The following is a 20,309-nucleotide window of genomic DNA, read 5'->3' on the forward strand; positions in this document are numbered from 1 at the left end:
TCCGTATACGACCGTCACGTTGACTTGCCGCGCTTCATGGAAGGCGTGAACAAGCGCAATCCGCATCAACCCGAATTCGTCCAGGCCGTGCAGGAAGTGGCCGAAGACATCTTCGAGTTCATCGAGGACAAGGAACAGTATCACGAAGCGCAGATCCTGCGCCGCATCGCCGAGCCCGACCGGGTGGTCAGCTTCCGCGTGTGCTGGGAGGACGATGCCGGCAACATCCGCGTGCAGCGCGGCTGGCGGGTGCAGAACAACAACGCGATCGGCCCCTACAAGGGCGGGATCCGCTTCCACCCCAGCGTGACCGAAAGCGTGCTCAAGTTCCTCGCTTTCGAGCAGACCTTCAAGAACGCGCTGACCGGCCTGCCGATGGGCGGGGGCAAGGGCGGATCGAATTTCAACCCCAAGGGCAAGAGCGTGCGCGAGATCATGCGCTTCTGCCAGAGCTTCATGACCGAACTCTATCGCCACATCGGCGCCGACATCGACGTGCCGGCGGGCGACATCGGCGTCGGCGGGCGCGAGATCGGCTACATGTTCGGTCAGTACAAGCGCATCACCAACAACTTCACCGGCGTATTGACCGGCAAGGGTCTGGAGTGGGGCGGCTCGCTGATCCGCACCGAAGCGACCGGTTATGGCGCGGTCTATTTCCTCGAAAACATGCTCGCGACGAGGGACCAGGATCTGCACGGCAAGACCGCAGTGATTTCGGGCTCGGGCAACGTCGCGACCCATGCGGCGGAAAAGATCGTCCAGCTGGGCGGCAAGGTGCTGACCCTGTCGGATTCTGGCGGATTCATCCACGATCCCGACGGGATCACCCAGGAGAAGATCGACTGGGTAAAGGCGCACAAGACCCATCGTCGCGGACGGATCAGTGATTATGTCGACGAGTTCAAGGGCGCGACGTTCCACGAAGGCAAGACTCCCTGGGGCGTCAAATGCGATGTCGCGCTGCCTTGCGCCACGCAGAACGAGTTGCTCGGCGAGGATGCCCGCCAGTTGGTGGCCAATGGCTGTATCGCGGTGAGCGAAGGGGCGAATATGCCGACCGACCTCGAAGGGGTGCACGTCTTCCGCGATGCCAAGCTGCTTTACGCGCCGGGCAAGGCATCGAACGCCGGCGGGGTCGCGGTTTCGGGCCTCGAAATGAGCCAGAACTCCGAGCGCCGGTCGTGGAAGGAGGAAGAACTCCAGCAGATGCTCAAGGACATCATGGCCGGCATCCACGCGCGCTGCGAGGAATACGGCAAGCGCGACGGCGATTATATCGACTATGTGAAAGGCGCGAATATCGCTGGCTTCAAGAAAGTCGCTGATGCGATGCTGGCCTTCGGGGTCGTCTGACACGCTGAGGGGATGGGGAGCCGGTGATGCGACCGGGGTTTTGACAAGCGCAAAAGCTGGTGTAAAACCCTTGGCAACCACCGGCTCGCTACCCATATGGGCGGCGTCGCTGGTTGTGTGCGCTTAGACGGTTGACGCAGGCGGCGAATCACCGTAAGCGCGCCGCTCATTCGACAGTTTCGGACGGGTCCGGCAGGCGGCAGCCACTATGCGCGCCATCCGGGCTTTTTGCCGTAAGGCCTTGCCGGAGCTGCCGATTGTTTGAGCGATGAGATAGGGAAGGGCACCTGCCCGGATCCCTGTGGAGCATGGAGAAGTAAGTGGCTCGTATTGCCGGGGTAAACCTCCCCACCAACAAGCGCGTTATCATCGCGCTCACCTACATTCACGGTATCGGCCGCACCAAGGCCGTCGAGATCGCCGACAAGCTGGGCATCGATCATGCCCGCCGGATGCAGGACCTGACCGACTCCGAAGTCGTGCAGATCCGCGAAGCGATCGACGCCGACCACATGGTCGAAGGTGACCTTCGCCGTGAAACCGCGATGAACATCAAGCGGCTGATGGACCTCAGGTCCTATCGTGGCCTGCGCCACCGGAACGGCCTGCCCGTTCGCGGCCAGCGCACCCACACAAACGCCCGCACCCGCAAGGGCAAGGCCAAGCCGATCGCCGGCAAGAAGAAGTAAGCGAACTCTCGCAGCTTCGCTTCCACCCACTTCTTAAGAACAGGATACCGATACCATGGCACGCGAACCCGGCCGTATCAGGCGGCGCGACAAGAAAAACATCACGAGCGGTGTCGCGCACGTAAACGCCAGCTTCAACAACACCATGATCACCATCACCGACGCACAGGGCAACGCGATCAGCTGGTCCAGCGCCGGGATGATGGGCTTCAAGGGCAGCCGCAAGTCGACTCCCTATGCTGCCCAGGTCGCAGCCGACGACGCAGGCAAGAAGGCCGCCGAACACGGCGTCCGGACGCTCGAAGTCGAGGTCAAGGGCCCCGGCTCGGGCCGCGAAAGCGCACTCCGCGCGCTTCAGGCCGTCGGCTTCACGATCACTTCGATCCGCGACGTCACGCCGATCCCGCACAACGGGGTCCGGCCCTCGAAGCGCCGCCGCGTCTGATTGCCTGCCCGGCGGCTGGGCCCGGTCCCGCCGCCGACCTTCCAGGGATCGGACGCCATCCGGCGCCGGTCCCAAACGCATTTGAACCCCAGGGGATATCCATGGCCGTCAACACCAAGAACTGGCAGGAACTCAAGAAGCCCAACGCTCTCGAACTGAAGGACGGCAGCGACAAGTCGCGCAAGGCCACCTTCGTCGCGGAGCCGCTCGAGCGCGGCTACGGCCTGACGCTGGGCAATGCGCTGCGCCGCGTTCTGCTGTCGTCGCTGCAGGGTGCCGCGATCACCTCGATCCGGATCGAGAACGTGCTGCACGAATTCAGCTCGCTCGCCGGCGTGCGCGAAGACGTGACCGACATCGTGCTCAACGTGAAGCAGATCGCGCTCAAGATGGAAGGCGAGGGCCCCAAGCGCCTCCAGCTTTCCGCCACTGGCCCGGCCGAAGTGAAGGCCGGTGATATCGCCGTTTCGGGCGATATCGAGGTGATGAACAAGGATCTGGTGATCTGCCACCTCGACGAAGGCGCGAATTTTAACATGGAACTGACCGCCGACGTCGGCAAGGGTTACGTTCCCGCGGTGCAGAACCGCCCGATCGACGCGCCGATCGGCCTGATTCCGGTCGACTCGCTTTATTCGCCGATCAAGCAGGTGAGCCACAAGGTCGAAAACGCCCGCGTCGGGCAGGAGCTTGATTTCGACAAGCTGAGCCTGACGGTGGAAACCGACGGCACGGTGACGCCGGAAGATGCCGTGGCCTATGCCGCGCGCATTCTGCAGGACCAGCTGACCCTGTTCGTCCACTTCGAAGACGGCGTTCCGCAGCCGACTTCGGCGATGATCGGCCAGGCGGTCGCTCCGCAGGAAGACGACGCCAATCAGCTCAACCGCTACCTCCTCAAGAAGGTCGACGAGCTGGAACTATCGGTCCGTTCGGCCAACTGCCTCAAGAACGACAACATCATCTACATCGGCGACCTGGTCCAGAAGACCGAAGCCGAGATGCTGCGCACGCCGAACTTCGGCCGCAAGTCGCTCAACGAAATCAAGGAAGTGCTTTCGAGCATGGGCCTGCGCCTCGGCATGGACATCCCCGGCTGGCCGCCGGAAAACATCGAGGAAATGGCCAAGAAGCTCGAACAGGAACTTCTCGGCTGATGAATTGCGTCGTCCCAGCGCAAGCTGGGTCCGCCTGCCGCAGGCAGAACGCAAGCGGGAAGCGATCCTGGCTTTCGCCGGGATGACGGAAAGGGAAGGTCGGCCCCGTGTTCGACCAGCATTGGGCTACCTCACACGGGCCCTTTTCGAACGAAGGAATGAATTATGCGTCACGGTATCAGACAGCGCAAACTCGGTCGCAAGACCGGCCATCGCAACGCCCTGTTCCGCAACATGGCTGCTTCGCTGATCAAGCACGAGCAGATCATGACCACGGTTCCGAAGGCCAAGGAACTGCGCCCCTATGTCGAGAAGCTGATCTCGCTGGCGAAGCGTGGCGGCCTGTCGAACCGCCGCCTCGCCATGTCGAAGCTGCAGGACGAGACCCAGCTCAAGAAGCTGTTCGACGTACTGGCCGATCGCTACGCCGACCGTGAAGGCGGCTACACCCGGATCATCAAGGCCGGCTATCGCGGAAGCGACGCGGCGCCGATGGCGGTGATCGAGCTGGTCGACCGCGATGTCGATGCCAAGGGCCAGGATTCGGGCCCGGTGCAGAACGACGACGAATACGAAGACGCCTGAGCGACTTCGGCTAGCCGATGCAAATTGGGCCGCAGGGGAAACCCCGCGGCCCTTTTTTTGCTTGACTGCCAAAGCCATGAGCCTAATTTCTGTTTTGACAGAAATAATAGTCGGGCGCGCGAAACTCGGTAGATCCGCAAGCACAGGAGCGGGGCATGGGCGCGAAATTGGCAAGGTTGCAGCTGGCACCCCCACCTGGGGAGATCCTTCGCGATCCGGACACCATTGACCTGCGATTTCGCCGGCTTGTCGGAGAGATGGACTGGGCGCGGTTGCCCGCTAGGGTGCAAGCCCGTTTCGCCAAGCGCCTCGGTGCAGGGCAATGTGCCGTCTATCGCGGCGAGGTGCTCGAAACGCGCCACTCGCGGTTGGGATGGTGGCTGGCGCATGTCTGCCGTCTGATTGGTGCGCCGCTACCGCTGGAAAGTGGCGGCAGGCAGGCCGCGCTGGTCAATGTCAGCGAGCATGTGCCCAGCGGCGGACAATGTTGGACGCGGATCTATGCGCGCGACAGCGGCTTTCCGCAGACGATCAACAGCGCCAAGCAGTTTTCCGGCCCGACCGGGCTGGAGGAGTATCTCGGGCGCGGCATCGGAATGGCTCTGCGGGTCGAGGCGGACCCGACCGCTCTGGTGTTTCGCAGCGATCACTATTTCCTCCGGCTCGGCAGAAGGCGGATGCGCATCCCCCACTGGTTGGGGCCGGGGCGCACCACGGTGACGCACCGCGACCTCGGGCATGGGCGCTTCGCCTTCGATCTGAGGCTCGACCACCCGCTGTTCGGGGCGCTGGTGATCCAACATGCGGAGTTTTGCGATGAGTGACCCGTTTCGCGTCCTTATCATCGGCGGCAGCGGCGTGTTCGGCAGCCGGCTGGCCCGGCTCGCGGCGGACGAGCCGGGGGTTGAACTGACACTGGCGGGGCGGACCGTGGCGAAGCTGGAAGCGGTCGCGGCCGGGCTCGCACCACGCCCGGCGGTCCTGCAACTCGACCGCAACGCCGTCGACCCCAAACACCTCGCGCCGTTCGATCTGGTGATCGATGCAGCGGGGCCCTTCCAGGCGAGCCAGGCGCAGGTGATCGTCGCCGCGCTGGCCTCGAAAACGCCCTATGTCGACCTCGCCGACGGGCGGCAGTTCGTGGCCGACTTCCCAGCGTTCGACGATGCTGCGAAGCGTTGCGGCGTGTCGCTGGTTACGGGGGCCAGCTCGATCCCGGCGCTGAGCCATGCGGTGCTCGACCGGATGACTTCCGGCTGGCGCGGGATCGACGATATCCGGATAGGCATCTACCCCGGCAACCGAGCACCGCGCGGGCTGTCGGTGGTCGAGGCGATCCTGTCCTATGTCGGCAAGCCCGTGCGCGTGTTCCGCGAGGGCGGTTGGCAGGAGGTGCCGGGGTGGGGCATGACTCACCGGGAGGAGATCGTCGGCATCGGCAGGCGCTGGGCGAGCGTGTGCGATACGCCCGAACAGGACCTTCTGGTCCGGCGCTATCGCCCGCGCCGCTCGGCCGAGTTCTTTGCGGGGCTCGAGCTCGGCATCCTGCATTGCGGGCTGGCCCTGTGCGCGCAACCGGTGCGGCTTGGCTGGCTCGCGAGCTTGCGGCCTTTCGCCAAGGCGATGCTGGCGGTCTCGCGCCTGTTCCTGCCCTTCGGCTCGGACAAAGGAGCAATGACGGTGCTTGCGCGCGGCGAAGACGGGGCAGGGCGACCGATCGAGGCGCGCTGGACCCTGCGGGCCGACGCCAATCGCGGGCCAAACGTGCCTGTGCTGGCAGCGCTGGCGATGATACGCCGGTTTCGCGATGGATGGGCGCCGGAACCGGGCGCGCATGTCTGCGCCGGGATGCTTGGGCTCCACGAGTTCGAGGCCGACATGGCGAAGCTCGGCATCGTCCACACGCTGGAGGAAGTCCACGGCTGCGCCAGCGAGGCTTTGACACCGCTCGCGAAGGCGGCCTAACTCGCGCGCATGATCGCTCGCCCTCTCGCAGCCGCTGCGCTGCTCTTCGCTTCCGCTCCTGTGCTTGCCCAGAGCGAACAGGAACAGCTCGATGCCCGATACGACCGCGCGCTGGCGGCGGGCTACAAGGCAATGATGCTGTGCAGCGCCATCGCCAACGCGCAAGCAAACGGGACGACCCGCACCCCCGAAAGTGTCGAGCAGTGGGAACTCACCGGCATCCAGCCGCCGCTCGACGCGATCGTGCCCGATCTCGAGTACCAGATCTTGCACGATCCAGCCGGACGGCAACTCCGCAGCGTGCATGTGACCTGGGCCGAAGGCAATGTGCAGCCGCGCGTCGCAACCTACGAGGAAGGACGCGGCTGTTACGCGCAGCCGCTTGGATTCACGCAGCCGTGGGCTGTCGCGCCCGAGGATGCTATGCCTGACACGCGAAGCGAGTTTGGCGATCAGCCCGAAATCTTCGGTGGTTGGGGGAGCGAACGAGTTGGCCTTTACCTTTCGCGCAAGCTCTCGGTTCCCTTCGAAGGCGCCTTTGGCGACAGCTACGGAGTGGGCACGCGAACGACCGCCGTGCTGGTGAAGCGCGGGGATGGCGTGGCCGAACAATACGCCGCCGGATTCAATGCCTCGACCCCGCAACGCACATGGTCGGTGGCCAAGAGCATCGCCGCAACGCTGGTCGGCGCGGCGGTCCACCGCGGGGAGGCGGAGGTTTATGCCTCGTCCTATCTGGGGGCAGGCGACGACGATCCGCGTCGGGCGATTTCGATCGACAACGCGCTGCGCATGGCGTCGGGTCGCTATTCGGACACGCCGGGGAACCGGACCGATCCGCTCTATTGGGGCGGAGCAGCGGTCGACGAGGTGGCGCTCGATTGGCCGCTGATCCACCGCCCCGGCACTACCTATCGCTATGCCAACAACGACACGCTGGCGGCAGTGCAGGCCATCGAAGGGACCTTCGCGGCGCACCCCCCCGCTGCGCTGTTCGAGGCGCTCGGGATGGATCACACCGTCGCCGAGACGGATTGGCAGGGGAACTACATCCTCTCCAGCCAGGTGTGGACCACTGCGCGCGATCTGGCGAAGTTCGGCCAGCTCTATCTCGACGATGGCGAGCTGCTCGACGGCACCCGGATCCTCCCGGAAGGCTGGGTCGAGTACGTCTCCGCCCCCTCCGGCCCACAGCCCGAGGGCGCGTTCGGCTATGGCGCGGGGTTCTGGTTGCTCAACAAGTCCGAAGGCGTGCCGCCCGACACTTTCGCCGCCTTCGGAAATCGCGGGCAATATGTGGTGATCGTGCCGAGTCGCGACGTGGTGATCGTGCGTCGCGGCGAGGATCCGGTCGGCGCGCGATTCGATATTGCTGCGTTCACGCGGGACGTGCTCGCGAGCCTCTCTGAATGACAGGTTTTGCAGCTACCGAAGGCGTTCGGTTCGCAATTCGGTAATCTATCCAACATATTGCGATGTTCAGGAAAATGATCGTTTTCATGAACATTCGCTGTCGCAGCAATTCAGCTTCGGGGCAGTGACGTTCCCTTAGAAAGGCATCGTAGTCGGAGCGAAGTGCACCGGCCGAATGCAAGGAACGTCAGTCATGAAAACCCTGTCCAAAGCTCTTGCCGGGACCGTCGCCGCAGGTGCGATGGTGCTGGCTTCCGCAACCCCCGCCGTCGCCCGCGACCGCGACCGCGATCGCGGCATCGATGCCGGCGATGTGATTGCCGGTGCGATCATCATCGGCGGGATCGCCGCGATCCTCTCGTCGGGCAACAATCGCGACCGCAACGGCTATCGCGGCGGCGGCTATTACAATGGCGGCTACAACAACGGCGGCTATTACAACGGCTACGACAACCCGCGCACTGCGGTGGAGCGCTGCGTCGCGGCGGTCGAGAACGACGCGCGCCGCGCCGGCTATCGCAACGCGAATGTCACCGAGATCCGCGATGTCGACTCCAAGCGCCGCGGCTATGAAGTGAAGGGCCGCCTGGTGGTCGATGATACGCGTGGCTGGGGTTCGTACAACCGCCAGTACAACCGCTACGATCGTTATGACCGCTACGGCAATTACGATCGCGGCTACAACAACGACAGCGGCCGCTTCACTTGCGACTTCGAGCGTAGCCGGGTGGTCGATCTCAGCTATAGCGGCATTCGCGGCCTGCGCTGATCGCTGATGCCCTTCGGGTATCGCAACGGGGAAGGGCGGTTCAGGACCAATAAATCCTGGGCCGCCTAGCCCTTGCAAAGTCGGAGCGAGCCCTCGCTCCGTGACGGGGGATTGATCATGATCCGCATCAAGAGAGTTTCGGCCGGCGCTGCCCTTGTGGCGTCTCTTGCAATGGCTGTCAGCCCTGTGCTCGCCGCCGATCTGCCGGTTTCGTATGGCAAGAGCCGTGTTGCGCAGGCAAACGTCGCCCAGTGGGACGCCGATGGCACAAATGTCGAGCGGCATCGCCGCTGGCGGCACCGCGACCGGATCGACGGAGGGGACATCCTCGCAGGTGTGCTGATCCTCGGCGGTATCGCGGCTATCGCCAGCGCTGCTTCGGACGACAACGACCGCCGCGATCGGACGCGTGACGACTATCGCTATCGCGAGAACCGCGAGAACAGCTACCGCTCGAGCAACGGCGGTGCGAGCATCGACCGCGCGGTCGACATGTGCCTGGCCGAAATCGAGCGTGACGTAAGGGTCGACGAAGTCGGCAATGTTGCGCGCACCGGTGACGGCTGGGTCGTTTCGGGCCGCCTTTACAATGGCGATGGCTTTGAATGCCGCATCGACCAGAACGGGCGCATTGCCGATGTCTATTACTCGGGCGACCAAGCCTCCGCAGGTCAGGCCGAGGACGGCCAATGGAGCGACGAGGAATACGCCGAAGCCCGCCGCCGGGCAGAGCGGACCGACTATCGCGCGGACGACGCGCAGCCCGCCTATCCCGGTGGGCCGGTCGAAGGCGAGTATGAAAGCGGCGACGGTTACGACGGCTATTAGGACCGCTCAGCCCTCGTCGATCTCCAGCCCCTTGCGCCCTTCGCGGTATGAAGGGAGCGCGAGATTGTAGCGGATCGCGGCGCTGCGCAGGGCTAGTCCCGCCAGCGTCGCGACGCTCCACACGGCCCAGTTCGGCAGTTCGGTAACGCTTCCGGCGACACACAGGCTGGCCGACAACGCGGCGGCGGTGACATATAGCTCGGGCCGCATGATGATCGAGGGACGCCCGGCGACCACGTCGCGGATGATCCCGCCCACGGTGCCGGTGATGATCCCCATCAGGATCGCCGGGACCGGCTGTACCCCGTAACTCAGCGCCTTCGCACTGCCGAGCACGGCATAGGCGGTCAGCCCGACCCCGTCGGCATAGTCGAGCAGCTTGCCCTCCCACCAGCGCGTGGGAGTGATCCACGCGATCAGCGCGGTGCCGAGGCAGACCGCCGCGATCCACGGGTCGCTGATCCAGAACACCGGCGCGTCGATCAGCAGGTCGCGCACCGTGCCTCCGCCGACGCCGGTGACCAGCGCGAAGAAGCCCATGGTGACGAAGGTCTGCCGCTCCTTTGCGGCGAGCAGCGCGCCCGACAGCGCGAAGATCGCCACCCCGAGGATGTCGAGCCAGTCGAGCACCGGGGTGAGTACTGCCTCAGGCACCGGTAGCAGCGCGCGCCTTGCGCCGGCGGAACATCAGGACACAGCCGATCAGTGCGCCGATGGAGCCGAGGAAGGCGAACAGGATCAGGATCGGGTGCGACGTATCCTCGCGGGTCTGCAGGTCCATGATGTGGAGGCCCCACATGACATCGAAGGCGCGCCACCAGCGGGTGCGCACCGCCTCGATCTCGCCCGTGTCGCGCCCGATATAGACATGCGCCCCGTCCTCCAGCACCACCTGCCACACCGGCATCGGCTTGCGGAAATCGAACGGAACCTCATCGGCTTCGAACAGGGTGACGCTCGCCACCCGGTCGCCGCCCTTGATTTCCGTCTCCGCAATGCTGCGCGCGGCGAGCGCATCGAGCGGCGCAATCCGTTCTCCTGTCGCAAGGTCGTAGCGCCGGACTGAACCATCCATCATCTCGACCCGGCTTATCGCCCGGCCGTGCTGCATAAAGGCGCGCATCTCGCGGATCGGCCCGGTGGTCGGAGCCGCGCCGCCGGGCAGGCTGAGCGCCTGCTCTTTCGCCTCGACGCGCAGATGGTTGCCGCGCACCTCCTCGATCGGCTTGGCGACCATGAACAGGCCGGTCACCAGCCACATCAGGATCGGCGCCCCGACCAGCCAGCCGAGCCAGATATGCCACTTGGCGAAGCGCTGCATCATGCTCTGTTTTGCCATGCGCGCGCGCCTAGCCGCCGTGCAGGATGCGGGCAATCCCCCCGGCGGCGGCAATGCAGTCGTAGTCGCCCCACATCGGCCCCATCACCTGGATCCCGCACGGCAGGCCGTCGGTGCCCCCGACGGGGACCACGGTGGAGGGGAGGTCGGGGAAGGTCGCGATCCCGGCCCACGCCAGCGCATCGGCGAAGTCGTGCTCCGCGCCGTTGATGGCGATCTTGCGCTGCGCCAGCGGCGTGGCATCGTGCTTGTAGGCGAGAAAGGGCAGCGGCGGGGCCAGCACGAAGTCGTAGCGTTCAAACAGCCGCGCCCAGGCGTAGCGGTTGCGCGCCTGTGTATCGAGCAGCAGGTAATAGTCGGACACCAGCATCGGCTCGCCGCCCGGCGCAGGCCGCCCGCGCGCCATCGCGACATTGAGCAGGCGCAGGTAGTTGGCGTGTTGTTCGGCGAGATCGGGCACGAGATCGCTCGCCCGATCGACCTTTGCGCCCGCAGCCTCCAGCGCCGAAATCGCACCCTCGATCGGCCCGAGTACCGCCTGGTCCACTTCACTCACCGGATGTTCCAGCACGGCGAGAAAGCGGCATTGATCGAGCCTCTTGCCTTTCCGACCGAGCGGTAGTGTCGCGGTCACTTCGAGCAGCATTGCGAGATCGTCCGCGCTGCGCGCCAGCGGCCCGGTCACCGACAGCGGCCCATCGTGGACATCCTGCCCGCCCGCCGCCGGATGCGCATGCCCCCGCCGCGACACGAGGCCGAAGCTCGGCTTGTGGCCGAAAACGCCATTGAAATGCGCCGGGTTGCGGATCGAACTGCCGATGTCGCTGCCGTATTCAGCAGGCACCATCCCGCTCGCCAGTGCGACCGCCGATCCGCCCGAAGAGCCCCCCGCGACGCGTGTGGGATCGTGCGGGTTGTTGGTCCGGCCATAGACCGGGTTGTTGCTCTGCAGGTCGGCCAGATCGGGCGGAACGTTGGTCTTGCCGAGAATGATTGCGCCTGCGCGCCGGAGTTTTGCGACGACGGTTGAATCGCTCGCCGCCATATTGTCCTTGTACTCGAGATGGCCGAAGGTGGTCGGCAGGCCGGCGACGTTGAAGCTCTCCTTGACCGTCATCGGCACGCCGAACAGCGGCTGGTCGGCACGGATATCGAGCCCGTCCATCGCCTTCGCGATGTCGCGCGCACGGTCGAAATCGCGCACCACCACCGCATTGAGCGGCCCATCGAGCGCTTCGATCCGCGCGATCGCCGCATCGACCGCTTCGAGCGGCGACAGCGCGCCGTCGCGCAGCTGTGCAGCGACTTCGAGCGCACCCGGCTCGTCGGTCAGTTTCGGATATGCCATGGTCCTCTCCCCTTACGCGGCAGAGTGCCACGCGGTGGGCGAGAGGCAAGCTATTCCTGCGCGAAGATCATCGCATCGTCGGCAAAGGCCTTCATCTCGATCGCATTGCCGCTCGGGTCGCGGAAGAACATCGTCGCCTGCTCGCCGACCTGGCCCTCGAAACGGATATGCGGCTCGATCTGGAACGCCACCCCCGCATCGGTCAGCCGCTTTGCCAGCGCCTTCCAGTCATCCATTTCGAGGATGATGCCGAAGTGCGGCACCGGCACCTCCTTGCCATCGACCGGGTTGCTGGTGCGGTCGCCGCTGTCGGGCGCGAGATGCGCCACGATCTGGTGCCCGCAAAAATCGAAGTCGATCCAGCGCTCGCTGTGCCGCCCTTCGGGGCAGCCCATGATCTCGCCCCAGAAATGCCGTGCCCGGTCCAGATCGTGGACCGGAAAGGCGAGGTGGAACGGGCGAGGGGTCATGGCGCTTCCTTTCGAACGAGGCCCAAGGCGAAGCCGAAGCCGAGGATAGAGGCGGCACCGTGGCCGATCAACGGGAAGGGATAGGTGTTCATCAGCGCTATGATGAAGAAGCCGAACAAGGCGCCAGCCAGCGCAAAGCGCGCGGGCCGGTTATGAGGGATGGCGAAAAGCATCAGCGCAAAGGAAGCCGCGAGCGCAAGCGCGAGGGTGAGCGCGATGATCGGCTGGATAGCAAAGGCGGTCTGGAACACCCGCTCGACGAATTCCTGCGGGGCCAGCTCGCCATTGATCGTTGCCACCAGCGCCGCAAAGAAGGCGACGATGCACACCACGGCGACTCGCCAGTTGCCGGTCACATGGTAGAGACCCACGGCAGAAAAGGTGATTGCAAAGGCGGTCCCGCCGTCCGGCTGGAGCAGGGCTGCGGCAAGCGCGGCGAGCAGGATCGCTGGTGCCCAGCGCGGCTCGCGCGCGGCGAGCACCGCGATGGCGGGGAACGCCAGCATTCCGGCATGCAGCTGGACCGGCCCCAGCGGCAGCCAGCGGGCGATGCCGTTGATCTGGGGGCCGGTGAGCAGAGGAACGAACAGCAGGAGTATAAGCGCGCCGAGGAGAATGCGCGCGGCGAGGTCCGATTGCGGCATGCGCCCGAGGGCAATCCATGCCAGCGCAATGCCCAGTGCGACCGCATCGGTCAGCAGATATTGCCCGGGCGCACCCGCCAGCGCAAGAAACGCAAGCAATGCCGCAACCGGCAACGCCAGCACACCGGCGCAGATTCCCCGGCCGCTGGCGATCCCGTTCACCGCGCCCGCATCAAATGTGGATCGGCTTGCCCCGCACGCCCATCGCTGCTTCTTTCAGCGCCTCGGCGTGGGTCGGGTGGGCATGGCAGGTGTAAGCGATGTCCTCGCTCGTCGCGCCGAATTCCATTGCCACGCAGGCCTCCGCGATCATCGTTCCGGCCACGGTGGCAATCGCCCAGACGCCCAGCACGCGGTCGGTTTCGGCGTCGGCGATGACCTTCACGAAGCCGTCGGGCTCGTGGTTGGTCTTGGCGCGGCTGTTGGCGGCCATGGGGAACTTGCTGACCTTGACCTTGGCCTTGTCGCCGCCCGCCTTTTCGATCGCCTGCTCGGTGGTCAGGCCGACCCCGGCGATTTCCGGCAGGGTGTAGACCACGCTGGGGATGACATCGTGGTTCACGATGCCGGTCTCGCCCGCGATCCATTCTGCCACGGCGATGCCTTCATCCTCGGCCTTGTGCGCCAGCATCGGGCCGGGAATCACGTCGCCAATCGCGCGCACGCCCGCCACGCTGGTGCGGAATTCATGATCCGTCTCGATCTGGCCGCGCTGGTTGGTGGCGAGACCGATGTTCTCGAGGCCCAGCCCGTCGGTGTTGGGGCGGCGACCGATCGAGACGAGCACGCAATCGGCTTCGAGCGTTTCGCTGGCACCACCTGCCGCCGGTTCGAGAGTGAGAGTCGCTTTCTTGCCCTTGACCGTCACACCGGTGACCTTGGTGGAAAGCCTGAATTCGATGCCCTGTTTCTTGAAGATGCGGTTCGCTTCCTTGCGCACATCGCCGTCCATGCCTGGCAGGATCTGGTCGAGGAATTCGACGCAGATGACTTCCGCACCGAGCCGCCGCCAGACCGAGCCAAGCTCCAGCCCGATCACGCCGCCGCCGATCACGACCATCTTCTTGGGCACAGCCTTGAGTTCCAGCGCACCGGTGGAGTCGACCACCACCTGCTTGTCGTTGTCGACCTCGACCCCCGGTAACGGGGTGACCGACGAACCGGTGGCGATGACGATGTCTTTCGCCGTGACGGTTTCGTCGCCGACCTTTACCGTGTGCGCATCAACGAAGCTGGCGTAACCCTTCTTCCAGTCGACCTTGTTCTTCTTGAACAGGAACTCGATGCCCTTGGTCAGGCCATCGACCGCGTCGAGGCGCTGGCCGTGCATCTTCTCGAGATTGAGCTTGGGGCTAACGTCGATGCCCATACTCGCCATGGTGCCGTTGGCCGCCGCATCGAAATACTCCGACGCATGGAGCATCGCCTTCGACGGGATACAGCCGACGTTGAGGCACGTGCCGCCGAGCGTATCCCGGCCTTCCGCACAGGCGGTCTTCAGCCCCAGCTGCGCCGCGCGGATCGCCGCGACATAGCCGCCGGGACCGGCACCGATAACAAGGACGTCGTAATCGTAATCAGCCATTCTTCTGCACCTCGGCGAGGCATTGGGCCATGATTGGTTGCACATTCTCGGGTGAGAGGTTGAGCTTCTCGCTGCCCGAATATTGCTCGTTGATCTTGTCGAGCGCGCAGCCGCAATAGCTGTCGATGACTTCCTGCGGCGCGCCCGATGCCGAGCCGGAGCTCTTGCACGAACTCAGAAAGTTGGTGTCGAAGGCCTCGTTGCCGGCTTCTTCCGCAGCGCTGCAACCGGCGAGCAGGGCGATGGGTGCGATAGCAATGAAAAGGGTACGGGTCATGTCCTTGCTCCCTTACAGATCGATCAGCATCCGGGTTGGATCCTCGATCGCTTCCTTGATGATCTTGAGTGCGGTGACCGCTTCGCGTCCGTCGATCAGTCGGTGGTCGTAGCTCAATGCGATATACATCATCGGGCGGATGACGATCTCGCCGTCGCGCACCACCGGCCTGTCCTCGATCCGGTGCAGGCCGAGCACCGCGCTCTGCGGCGGGTTGATGATCGGGGTCGACATGAGCGATCCGAACACCCCGCCGTTGGAAATGGTGAAGGTGCCGCCCTTCATGTCGTCCATCGTCAGCGTGCCGTCCTTGGCCCGCTTGCCGAAATCGGCGATGTCCTTCTCGATCCTTGCAAAGCCCTTGTCCTGTGCATCGCGGATCACGGGCACGACGAGGCCATTGGGGGCCGAGACCGCGACCGAGATATCGACATAGTCGTGATAGACGATCTCGTCGTCCTCGATATAGGCGTTGACGCTCGGAACGTCCTTCAGTGCAAGGCAGCTCGCCTTGGCGAAAAAGCCCATGAACCCGAGGCGGATATCGTGCTTCTTGGCGAACAGGTCCTTGTACTTTTCGCGCGCCTCGATCACCGCCGACATGTCGACATCGTTGAAAGTGGTCAGCAGTGCGGCGTTTTCCTGCGCGCCCTTCAGCCGCTTGGCGATGGTCTGGCGCATCCGCGTCATCTTGACCCGTTCCTCGCGCCGCGCGCCGCCTGTTTCAGCGGGGGCAGGTGCCGGGGAGGTTTCGGCCGTCGCGGCGGGGGCAGGGCTGGCGCTCTTGGCCTTGGCAGCGGCGACGACGTCTTCCTTGGTCAGGCGACCGTCCTTGCCGCTGCCCTTGATGGTCGAGGGATCGACCCCGTGTTCGAGCACCGCACGGCGCACCGCGGGGCTTAGCGTCTGCGCGCCGTCACCGCTTTCGGGCGCGGCGGGAGCCGGGGCCGGAGCCTCGCGCGGTTCGACCTTGGTGGCTTCGCCGGCGGCAACGCCGTCCTCGACCGTCGCGATCACAGCGCCGACTTCGACTGTGTCGCCGACCGCTGCGCGCAGTTCACCGACAACGCCTGCAACCGGCGAGGGGACTTCGACCGCAACCTTGTCAGTCTCAAGGCTGACGATGGGTTCGTCGACCGCGACGGTATCGCCCGGCTGCTTGAGCCATTCGCCGATGGTACCTTCGGTAACCGACTCGCCGAGTGCGGGGACTTTGATTTCGGTGGCCATAACTGGTTCCTCAGGCCTTCTTTTTGCTTGATGGGGTAGGGGTGCCGGCAATCCCGAGCGCATCGGCGACGAGTGCTTCCTGCTGTTCGGCGTGACGGCTGGCGAGCCCGGTGGCGGGCGAAGCCGAGGCATCGCGACCGGCATAGCGCGGGCGCATCCCCCCATGCCCGGCATCGGCCAGCGATTGTTCGATCTGGCTCTCGACGAAGAACCACGCGCCATTGTTCTTCGGTTCTTCCTGACACCAGACGACCTGTTCGAGACCGGTCATTTTCGCGAGCCGGGCCGCGAGCGCCTCGCCTGGGAAGGGGTAGAGCTGCTCGATGCGGACGATTGACACATCGTCGATCCCTTCCGCGTCGCGCCTTTCGATCAGGTCGTAGGCGACCTTGCCCGAACACAGCACGAGGCGGCGGACCTTTTCGTCCGCGATGTCGGTCGTGTCGGACTTGATCCGCATGAAGTGATGATCGCCCTGGAACTCCGCCGCATCGCTCTTCGCGCGCGGGTGGCGCAGCAGCGACTTGGGGGTCATTATGACCATCGGCTTGCGGAACGGGCGCAGCATCTGCCGGCGGAGCACGTGGAAGTAGTTCGCCGGGGTGGTGATGTTGAGCACCTGGATATTGTCGTTCGCGCACAACTGCAGGAAACGTTCGAGGCGCGCCGAACTGTGTTCCGGCCCCTGTCCCTCGTAGCCATGCGGCAGCAGCAGCACGAGGCCGTTGGCGCGCAGCCACTTGGCTTCGGCGGCGGCGATATACTGGTCGATGATGATCTGGGCGCCGTTGGCGAAATCACCGAACTGCGCTTCCCACAGCACCAGCGTCTTGGGGTCAGCCATCGCGAAGCCGTATTCGAACCCGAGCACGCCGTATTCGCTCAGCGGGCTGTCGTATACCTCGAACTTGCCATGCGGCAGCTGGCACAGCGGGATGTACTTGCGCTCGGTGGTCTGGTCGATCCAGCAGGCGTGGCGCTGGCTGAAGGTGCCGCGCCCCGAATCCTGGCCCGAGAGGCGCACCCCGTAGCCTTCGGACACGAGGCTGCCGAAAGCGAGCGCTTCGGCGGTTGCCCAGTCGAAGCCGGTGCCGCTGTCGAACATCTCGCGCTTGGCATCGAGCACGCGGCCGAGCGTCTTGTGGATTGTCAGGTCTGCGGGCACCGTTGTGAGCGTGCGGCCGAGGCTGTCGAACAGCTTTTTGGGGATCGCGGTATCGACGTTGCGCCGCGCGTGTTCGGGATCGGCAGGCTTGTTGAGCCCAGCCCAGCGCCCGCCGAACCAGTCGGCATGGTTGGGCTTGTAGCTCTTCGCCGCGTCGAATTCCTCCTGCAGATGGGCGGCGAATTCCTCGCGCAACTGCGGCGCGGTGCCCGGCTCGATCACGCCTTCCCCGATCAGCTTGTCGGCGTAGAGATAGCTGACCTTCTTGTGCTTGCCGATCGCGTTGTACATCACCGGCTGGGTGAACTTGGGTTCGTCGCCCTCGTTGTGGCCGAAGCGGCGATAGCACCACATGTCGATCACGATGTCGCGCTTGAAGGTCTGGCGGTAATCGACCGCCAGCTTGCAGGCGAAGGTCACCGCTTCGGGATCGTCGCCGTTCACGTGGACGATCGGTGCCTGGACGCCTTTCGCCACATCGGACGGATAGGGCGACCCGCGCGAGAACTTGGGCGCGGTGGTGAAGCCGATCTGGTTGTTGATGATGAAATGCAGGCAGCCGCCGGTGTTGTAGCCGTTGATGCCGGTGAGGCTGAGGCTTTCCCACACCACGCCCTGTCCGGCGAAAGCTGCATCGCCGTGGATCAGCACCGGCAGCACTTGCGCGTGATCGTCGAGATCGTCGCGGATTGCCTGCTGCGCTCGCGCCTTGCCGAGAACCACCGGATCGACCGTCTCGAGATGCGAGGGGTTGGGGACGAGGCTCATATGCACCGAAATCCCGTCGAATTCGCGGTCGGTGCTGGTGCCGAGGTGGTATTTCACGTCGCCCGATCCGCCGACATCGTCGGGGTTGGCACTACCGCCAGAAAATTCGTGGAAGATCACTCGGTAGGGTTTGTGCATCACATTGGCGAGCACGTTCAATCGCCCGCGATGCGCCATGCCGTAAATGATCTCGCGCACGCCGTTCGCGCCGCCGTACTTGATCACCGCTTCGAGCGCGGGGATCATCGCTTCGCCGCCGTCGAGGCCGAAGCGCTTGGTGCCGACGTATTTCCTGCCGAGGAAGTTCTCGTATTCCTCGCCGCGGATCACCGCCTGCAGGATCGCCTTTTTGCCTTCGGGGGTGAAGCGGATCGTCTCTTCCGGAGTCTCGAAGCGTTCCTGCAGGAACCGGCGTTCCTCGGTGTCCGAGATATGCATGTATTCGAGGCCGACGTGGCCGCAATAGGTCTGCCGCAGCACGCGGTAGAGCTCGCCGAGACTGACCCATTCGTAACCGAACACGCCGCCGACATAGACCTCCTTGGCCTCCTGCCCGGCGAAACCGTGCCATGCGAGCTGGAGATCTTCCGGCTCCTTGCGGTGCGACAGGCCGAGCGGGTCGAGATTTGCCGCTAGGTGGCCGCGCACGCGATAGAGGCGCACCAGCAGCATGGCGCGGATTGAATCGCCCGCCGCAACCTCGATATCGGCGCGGCTCATCGCCTTGCCAGCAGAGGCTGCAGCCTTCTCGACCGCGAGCTTCATCGTGGTCGGGTCGAGCGCGGCGGTCAGATCCGCCTCGCTGTCCGCGACCGAGGCCAGCCAGCCGGGGTTGGCCCAGCTCGGGCCGGGCTGCGGGCCTTCCTGGTCCATCAGCTCGGGGATGAAGGTGTGGTGTTCGTTGCCCATGTCAGGCCTTCCAGGGGAGGAGAGGTTGGGGGGTTACGCCAGTTCTTTGAGCAGCGCGTCGAGCGTGGTGCCGAGCTCGCTGGGGGAGGGGGAGACGCGAATGCCGGCCTTTTCCATCGCCGCGATCTTGTCTTCCGCGCCGCCCTGGCCGCCGCTGACGATTGCGCCGGCGTGGCCCATGCGGCGGCCCGGAGGGGCGGTACGCCCGGCGATAAAGCCGACCATCGGCTTCGAAATGCCCTGCCTTGCCTTGTGGGCGATGAATTCGGCGGCTTCTTCTTCCGCGCTGCCGCCGATTTCGCCGATCATGATGATCGACTTGGTTTCGTCGTCGGCGAGGAACAGCTCGAGCACGTCGATGAAGTTTGTGCCGTTGACCGGGTCGCCGCCGATCCCGACCGCGGTGGTTTGGCCGAGACCGACCATGGTGGTCTGGTGGACGGCTTCATAGGTCAGCGTTCCCGAACGCGAGACGACGCCGACCGAACCCTGCTTGAAGATCGAACCCGGCATGATGCCGATCTTGCATTCGCCGGGGGTCAGCACGCCGGGGCAGTTGGGGCCGATCAGCCGCGACTTCGAGCCCGAGAGCGCGCGCTTGACACGCACCATGTCGAGCACCGGGATGCCTTCGGTGATCGTGACGATCAGTTCCATCTCCGCATCGATCGCTTCGAGGATCGAGTCCGCGGCGAAAGGTGGCGGCACATAAATGCAGGTCGCGGTCGCGCCGGTGGCGTGCTTCGCTTCGGCCACGGTGTCGTAGACCGGCAGGTCGATATGCGTCGTGCCGCCTTTGCCCGGCGTCACACCCGCAACCATCTGTGTGCCATAGACGAGCGCCTGCTGGGTGTGGAACGTGCCGGTTTCACCGGTCATCCCCTGGGTGATGACCTTGGTGTCTTTGTTTACGAGGATGGACATAGTTTTCTGCCGATCAATGCGTTGAGGATTTAAAGGGATTGATGACTGTTACGTCGCCGTAGACCTGGCCGTGATTTAGGTCTTCGCTGTAAAGTGCAGTTGCACCTGCGGCATGGGCGGCGGCGATGATCGCGCCGTCCCAGTAGGAAGTCTGATAGAGCTGCGAAATCTGGACGCCCTCACTGACGAGCCGGTGATCGACCGCGACACACTCGAGCGCGCCGAGCAGATCAACCCACTCCTTGGCTTCGGACGGGTGCAGCGGCTGCGGCTTGAGCCTGGTCGCATTGACGTAAAATTCCTGAAGAACCTGCGCCGAGATCGCAAAGCCACCTTCGCCAATCAGGTTGAGTGCCTGCTGGTGTTTGCCCGAATCGGCTGCCGCCGCCTGCTGCGCTGCTGCATAAAGCAGGACGTTGGTATCGAGAAAGCGTTCCGCCACA

21 protein-coding genes are annotated in these 20,309 nt (G+C 64.6%); 10 read left to right on the forward strand and 11 right to left on the reverse strand.

The genetic code is table 11. The features are described from left to right. Window positions 1-36: 36 nt before the first annotated feature. The 10 genes from gdhA (at window position 37) to NSO95_RS06405 (ending at window position 9,207) form a co-directional block, all read left to right on the forward strand. Window positions 37-1,356, forward strand: a complete 1,320-nt coding sequence (gene gdhA / locus NSO95_RS06360) for an NADP-specific glutamate dehydrogenase (RefSeq protein ID WP_257595322.1) — start codon at window positions 37-39, stop codon at window positions 1,354-1,356. Window positions 1,357-1,676: 320 nt separating this feature from the next. Beyond that, window positions 1,677-2,045: a 30S ribosomal protein S13 gene (rpsM, locus tag NSO95_RS06365; RefSeq protein WP_257595323.1), complete on the forward strand. Its 369-nt coding sequence runs from the start codon at window positions 1,677-1,679 to the stop codon at window positions 2,043-2,045. Window positions 2,046-2,100: 55 nt separating this feature from the next. Beyond that, window positions 2,101-2,490, forward strand: coding sequence for a 30S ribosomal protein S11 (gene rpsK, locus NSO95_RS06370; RefSeq protein ID WP_257595324.1), 390 nt, complete (start codon window positions 2,101-2,103; stop codon window positions 2,488-2,490). Window positions 2,491-2,591: 101 nt separating this feature from the next. Beyond that, window positions 2,592-3,647 (forward strand): DNA-directed RNA polymerase subunit alpha, encoded by a 1,056-nt coding sequence (locus tag NSO95_RS06375; protein ID WP_257595325.1) that lies wholly within the window; start codon window positions 2,592-2,594, stop codon window positions 3,645-3,647. Window positions 3,648-3,812: 165 nt separating this feature from the next. Further along, complete coding sequence (gene rplQ / locus NSO95_RS06380) at window positions 3,813-4,232, forward strand: 50S ribosomal protein L17 (RefSeq protein WP_257595326.1); 420 nt, start codon at window positions 3,813-3,815, stop codon at window positions 4,230-4,232. 284 nt (window positions 4,233-4,516) lie between these two features. Beyond that, the gene (locus tag NSO95_RS06385; protein ID WP_257595327.1) at window positions 4,517-5,056 is read left to right on the forward strand and encodes a DUF4166 domain-containing protein; all 540 of its coding nucleotides are present in this window, start codon (window positions 4,517-4,519) and stop codon (window positions 5,054-5,056) included. Then, entirely contained in the window at window positions 5,049-6,197 is a 1,149-nt protein-coding gene (locus NSO95_RS06390) for a saccharopine dehydrogenase family protein (protein ID WP_257595328.1), read from the forward strand. Before NSO95_RS06385 ends, NSO95_RS06390 begins: the two co-directional genes overlap by 8 nt. A 9-nt stretch (window positions 6,198-6,206) precedes the next feature. Beyond that, window positions 6,207-7,610 (forward strand): serine hydrolase domain-containing protein, encoded by a 1,404-nt coding sequence (locus NSO95_RS06395; protein WP_257595329.1) that lies wholly within the window; start codon window positions 6,207-6,209, stop codon window positions 7,608-7,610. A gap of 193 nt (window positions 7,611-7,803) precedes the next feature. Next, the gene (locus tag NSO95_RS06400; protein WP_257595330.1) at window positions 7,804-8,379 is read left to right on the forward strand and encodes a hypothetical protein; all 576 of its coding nucleotides are present in this window, start codon (window positions 7,804-7,806) and stop codon (window positions 8,377-8,379) included. A 171-nt stretch (window positions 8,380-8,550) separates the two neighbouring features. Beyond that, the gene (locus NSO95_RS06405) at window positions 8,551-9,207 is read left to right on the forward strand and encodes a hypothetical protein (RefSeq protein ID WP_257595331.1); all 657 of its coding nucleotides are present in this window, start codon (window positions 8,551-8,553) and stop codon (window positions 9,205-9,207) included. Between the two features lie 6 nt (window positions 9,208-9,213). On the opposite strand, the gene NSO95_RS06410 is transcribed toward NSO95_RS06405, so the two are convergent. The 11 genes from NSO95_RS06410 to NSO95_RS06460 are packed head-to-tail and all read right to left on the reverse strand — an operon-like array spanning window position 9,214 to window position 20,308. Further along, window positions 9,214-9,861, reverse strand: coding sequence for a trimeric intracellular cation channel family protein (locus NSO95_RS06410; protein WP_257595332.1), 648 nt, complete (start codon window positions 9,859-9,861; stop codon window positions 9,214-9,216). Further along, window positions 9,854-10,546: a PepSY domain-containing protein gene (locus tag NSO95_RS06415; protein WP_257595333.1), complete on the reverse strand. Its 693-nt coding sequence runs from the start codon at window positions 10,544-10,546 to the stop codon at window positions 9,854-9,856. Before NSO95_RS06415 ends, NSO95_RS06410 begins: the two co-directional genes overlap by 8 nt. A gap of 10 nt (window positions 10,547-10,556) precedes the next feature. After that, window positions 10,557-11,894: an amidase family protein gene (locus NSO95_RS06420; RefSeq protein WP_257595334.1), complete on the reverse strand. Its 1,338-nt coding sequence runs from the start codon at window positions 11,892-11,894 to the stop codon at window positions 10,557-10,559. Between the two features lie 50 nt (window positions 11,895-11,944). After that, the gene (locus tag NSO95_RS06425; protein WP_257595335.1) at window positions 11,945-12,364 is read right to left on the reverse strand and encodes a VOC family protein; all 420 of its coding nucleotides are present in this window, start codon (window positions 12,362-12,364) and stop codon (window positions 11,945-11,947) included. Continuing rightward, a complete protein-coding gene (locus tag NSO95_RS06430; protein WP_257595336.1) occupies window positions 12,361-13,170 on the reverse strand; it encodes a hypothetical protein in 810 nt (269 codons plus the stop codon). Before NSO95_RS06430 ends, NSO95_RS06425 begins: the two co-directional genes overlap by 4 nt. Window positions 13,171-13,180: 10 nt before the next feature. Next, window positions 13,181-14,593: a dihydrolipoyl dehydrogenase gene (gene lpdA / locus NSO95_RS06435; RefSeq protein ID WP_257595337.1), complete on the reverse strand. Its 1,413-nt coding sequence runs from the start codon at window positions 14,591-14,593 to the stop codon at window positions 13,181-13,183. Then, window positions 14,586-14,870, reverse strand: a complete 285-nt coding sequence (locus NSO95_RS06440) for a hypothetical protein (RefSeq protein WP_257595338.1) — start codon at window positions 14,868-14,870, stop codon at window positions 14,586-14,588. Before NSO95_RS06440 ends, lpdA begins: the two co-directional genes overlap by 8 nt. 12 nt (window positions 14,871-14,882) lie before the next feature. Continuing rightward, window positions 14,883-16,100, reverse strand: a complete 1,218-nt coding sequence (odhB, locus tag NSO95_RS06445) for a 2-oxoglutarate dehydrogenase complex dihydrolipoyllysine-residue succinyltransferase (RefSeq protein WP_257595339.1) — start codon at window positions 16,098-16,100, stop codon at window positions 14,883-14,885. Window positions 16,101-16,110: 10 nt separating this feature from the next. Then, window positions 16,111-18,942, reverse strand: a complete 2,832-nt coding sequence (locus tag NSO95_RS06450; RefSeq protein ID WP_257595340.1) for a 2-oxoglutarate dehydrogenase E1 component — start codon at window positions 18,940-18,942, stop codon at window positions 16,111-16,113. Between the two features lie 33 nt (window positions 18,943-18,975). Next, the gene (gene sucD / locus NSO95_RS06455) at window positions 18,976-19,866 is read right to left on the reverse strand and encodes a succinate--CoA ligase subunit alpha (RefSeq protein ID WP_257595341.1); all 891 of its coding nucleotides are present in this window, start codon (window positions 19,864-19,866) and stop codon (window positions 18,976-18,978) included. 13 nt (window positions 19,867-19,879) lie between these two features. Then, window positions 19,880-20,308, reverse strand: a complete 429-nt coding sequence (locus NSO95_RS06460) for a PIN domain-containing protein (RefSeq protein ID WP_257595342.1) — start codon at window positions 20,306-20,308, stop codon at window positions 19,880-19,882. Window position 20,309 lies beyond the last annotated feature (1 nt).

The organism is Parerythrobacter lacustris, from assembly GCF_024626475.1.
In the GTDB taxonomy this organism is placed as follows: Bacteria; Pseudomonadota; Alphaproteobacteria; order Sphingomonadales; family Sphingomonadaceae; genus Parerythrobacter_A; species Parerythrobacter_A lacustris.

Excerpts from the sequence above, each read along its gene's own strand:
- gdhA (WP_257595322.1), top strand. The coding sequence starts at position 37 with ATGGAAGGCGTGAACAAGCGCAATCCGCATCAACCCGAATTCGTCCAG.
- rpsK (WP_257595324.1), top strand. The coding sequence starts at position 2,101 with ATGGCACGCGAACCCGGCCGTATCAGGCGGCGCGACAAGAAAAACATC.
- NSO95_RS06375 (WP_257595325.1), top strand. The coding sequence starts at position 2,592 with ATGGCCGTCAACACCAAGAACTGGCAGGAACTCAAGAAGCCCAACGCT.
- rplQ (WP_257595326.1), top strand. The coding sequence starts at position 3,813 with ATGCGTCACGGTATCAGACAGCGCAAACTCGGTCGCAAGACCGGCCAT.
- NSO95_RS06390 (WP_257595328.1), top strand. The coding sequence starts at position 5,049 with ATGAGTGACCCGTTTCGCGTCCTTATCATCGGCGGCAGCGGCGTGTTC.
- NSO95_RS06395 (WP_257595329.1), top strand. The coding sequence starts at position 6,207 with ATGATCGCTCGCCCTCTCGCAGCCGCTGCGCTGCTCTTCGCTTCCGCT.
- NSO95_RS06400 (WP_257595330.1), top strand. The coding sequence starts at position 7,804 with ATGAAAACCCTGTCCAAAGCTCTTGCCGGGACCGTCGCCGCAGGTGCG.
- NSO95_RS06405 (WP_257595331.1), top strand. The coding sequence starts at position 8,551 with ATGGCTGTCAGCCCTGTGCTCGCCGCCGATCTGCCGGTTTCGTATGGC.
- NSO95_RS06415 (WP_257595333.1), bottom strand. The coding sequence starts at position 10,546 with ATGGCAAAACAGAGCATGATGCAGCGCTTCGCCAAGTGGCATATCTGG.
- NSO95_RS06420 (WP_257595334.1), bottom strand. The coding sequence starts at position 11,894 with ATGGCATATCCGAAACTGACCGACGAGCCGGGTGCGCTCGAAGTCGCT.
- NSO95_RS06425 (WP_257595335.1), bottom strand. The coding sequence starts at position 12,364 with ATGACCCCTCGCCCGTTCCACCTCGCCTTTCCGGTCCACGATCTGGAC.
- lpdA (WP_257595337.1), bottom strand. The coding sequence starts at position 14,593 with ATGGCTGATTACGATTACGACGTCCTTGTTATCGGTGCCGGTCCCGGC.
- NSO95_RS06440 (WP_257595338.1), bottom strand. The coding sequence starts at position 14,870 with ATGACCCGTACCCTTTTCATTGCTATCGCACCCATCGCCCTGCTCGCC.
- odhB (WP_257595339.1), bottom strand. The coding sequence starts at position 16,100 with ATGGCCACCGAAATCAAAGTCCCCGCACTCGGCGAGTCGGTTACCGAA.
- NSO95_RS06450 (WP_257595340.1), bottom strand. The coding sequence starts at position 18,942 with ATGGGCAACGAACACCACACCTTCATCCCCGAGCTGATGGACCAGGAA.
- sucD (WP_257595341.1), bottom strand. The coding sequence starts at position 19,866 with ATGTCCATCCTCGTAAACAAAGACACCAAGGTCATCACCCAGGGGATG.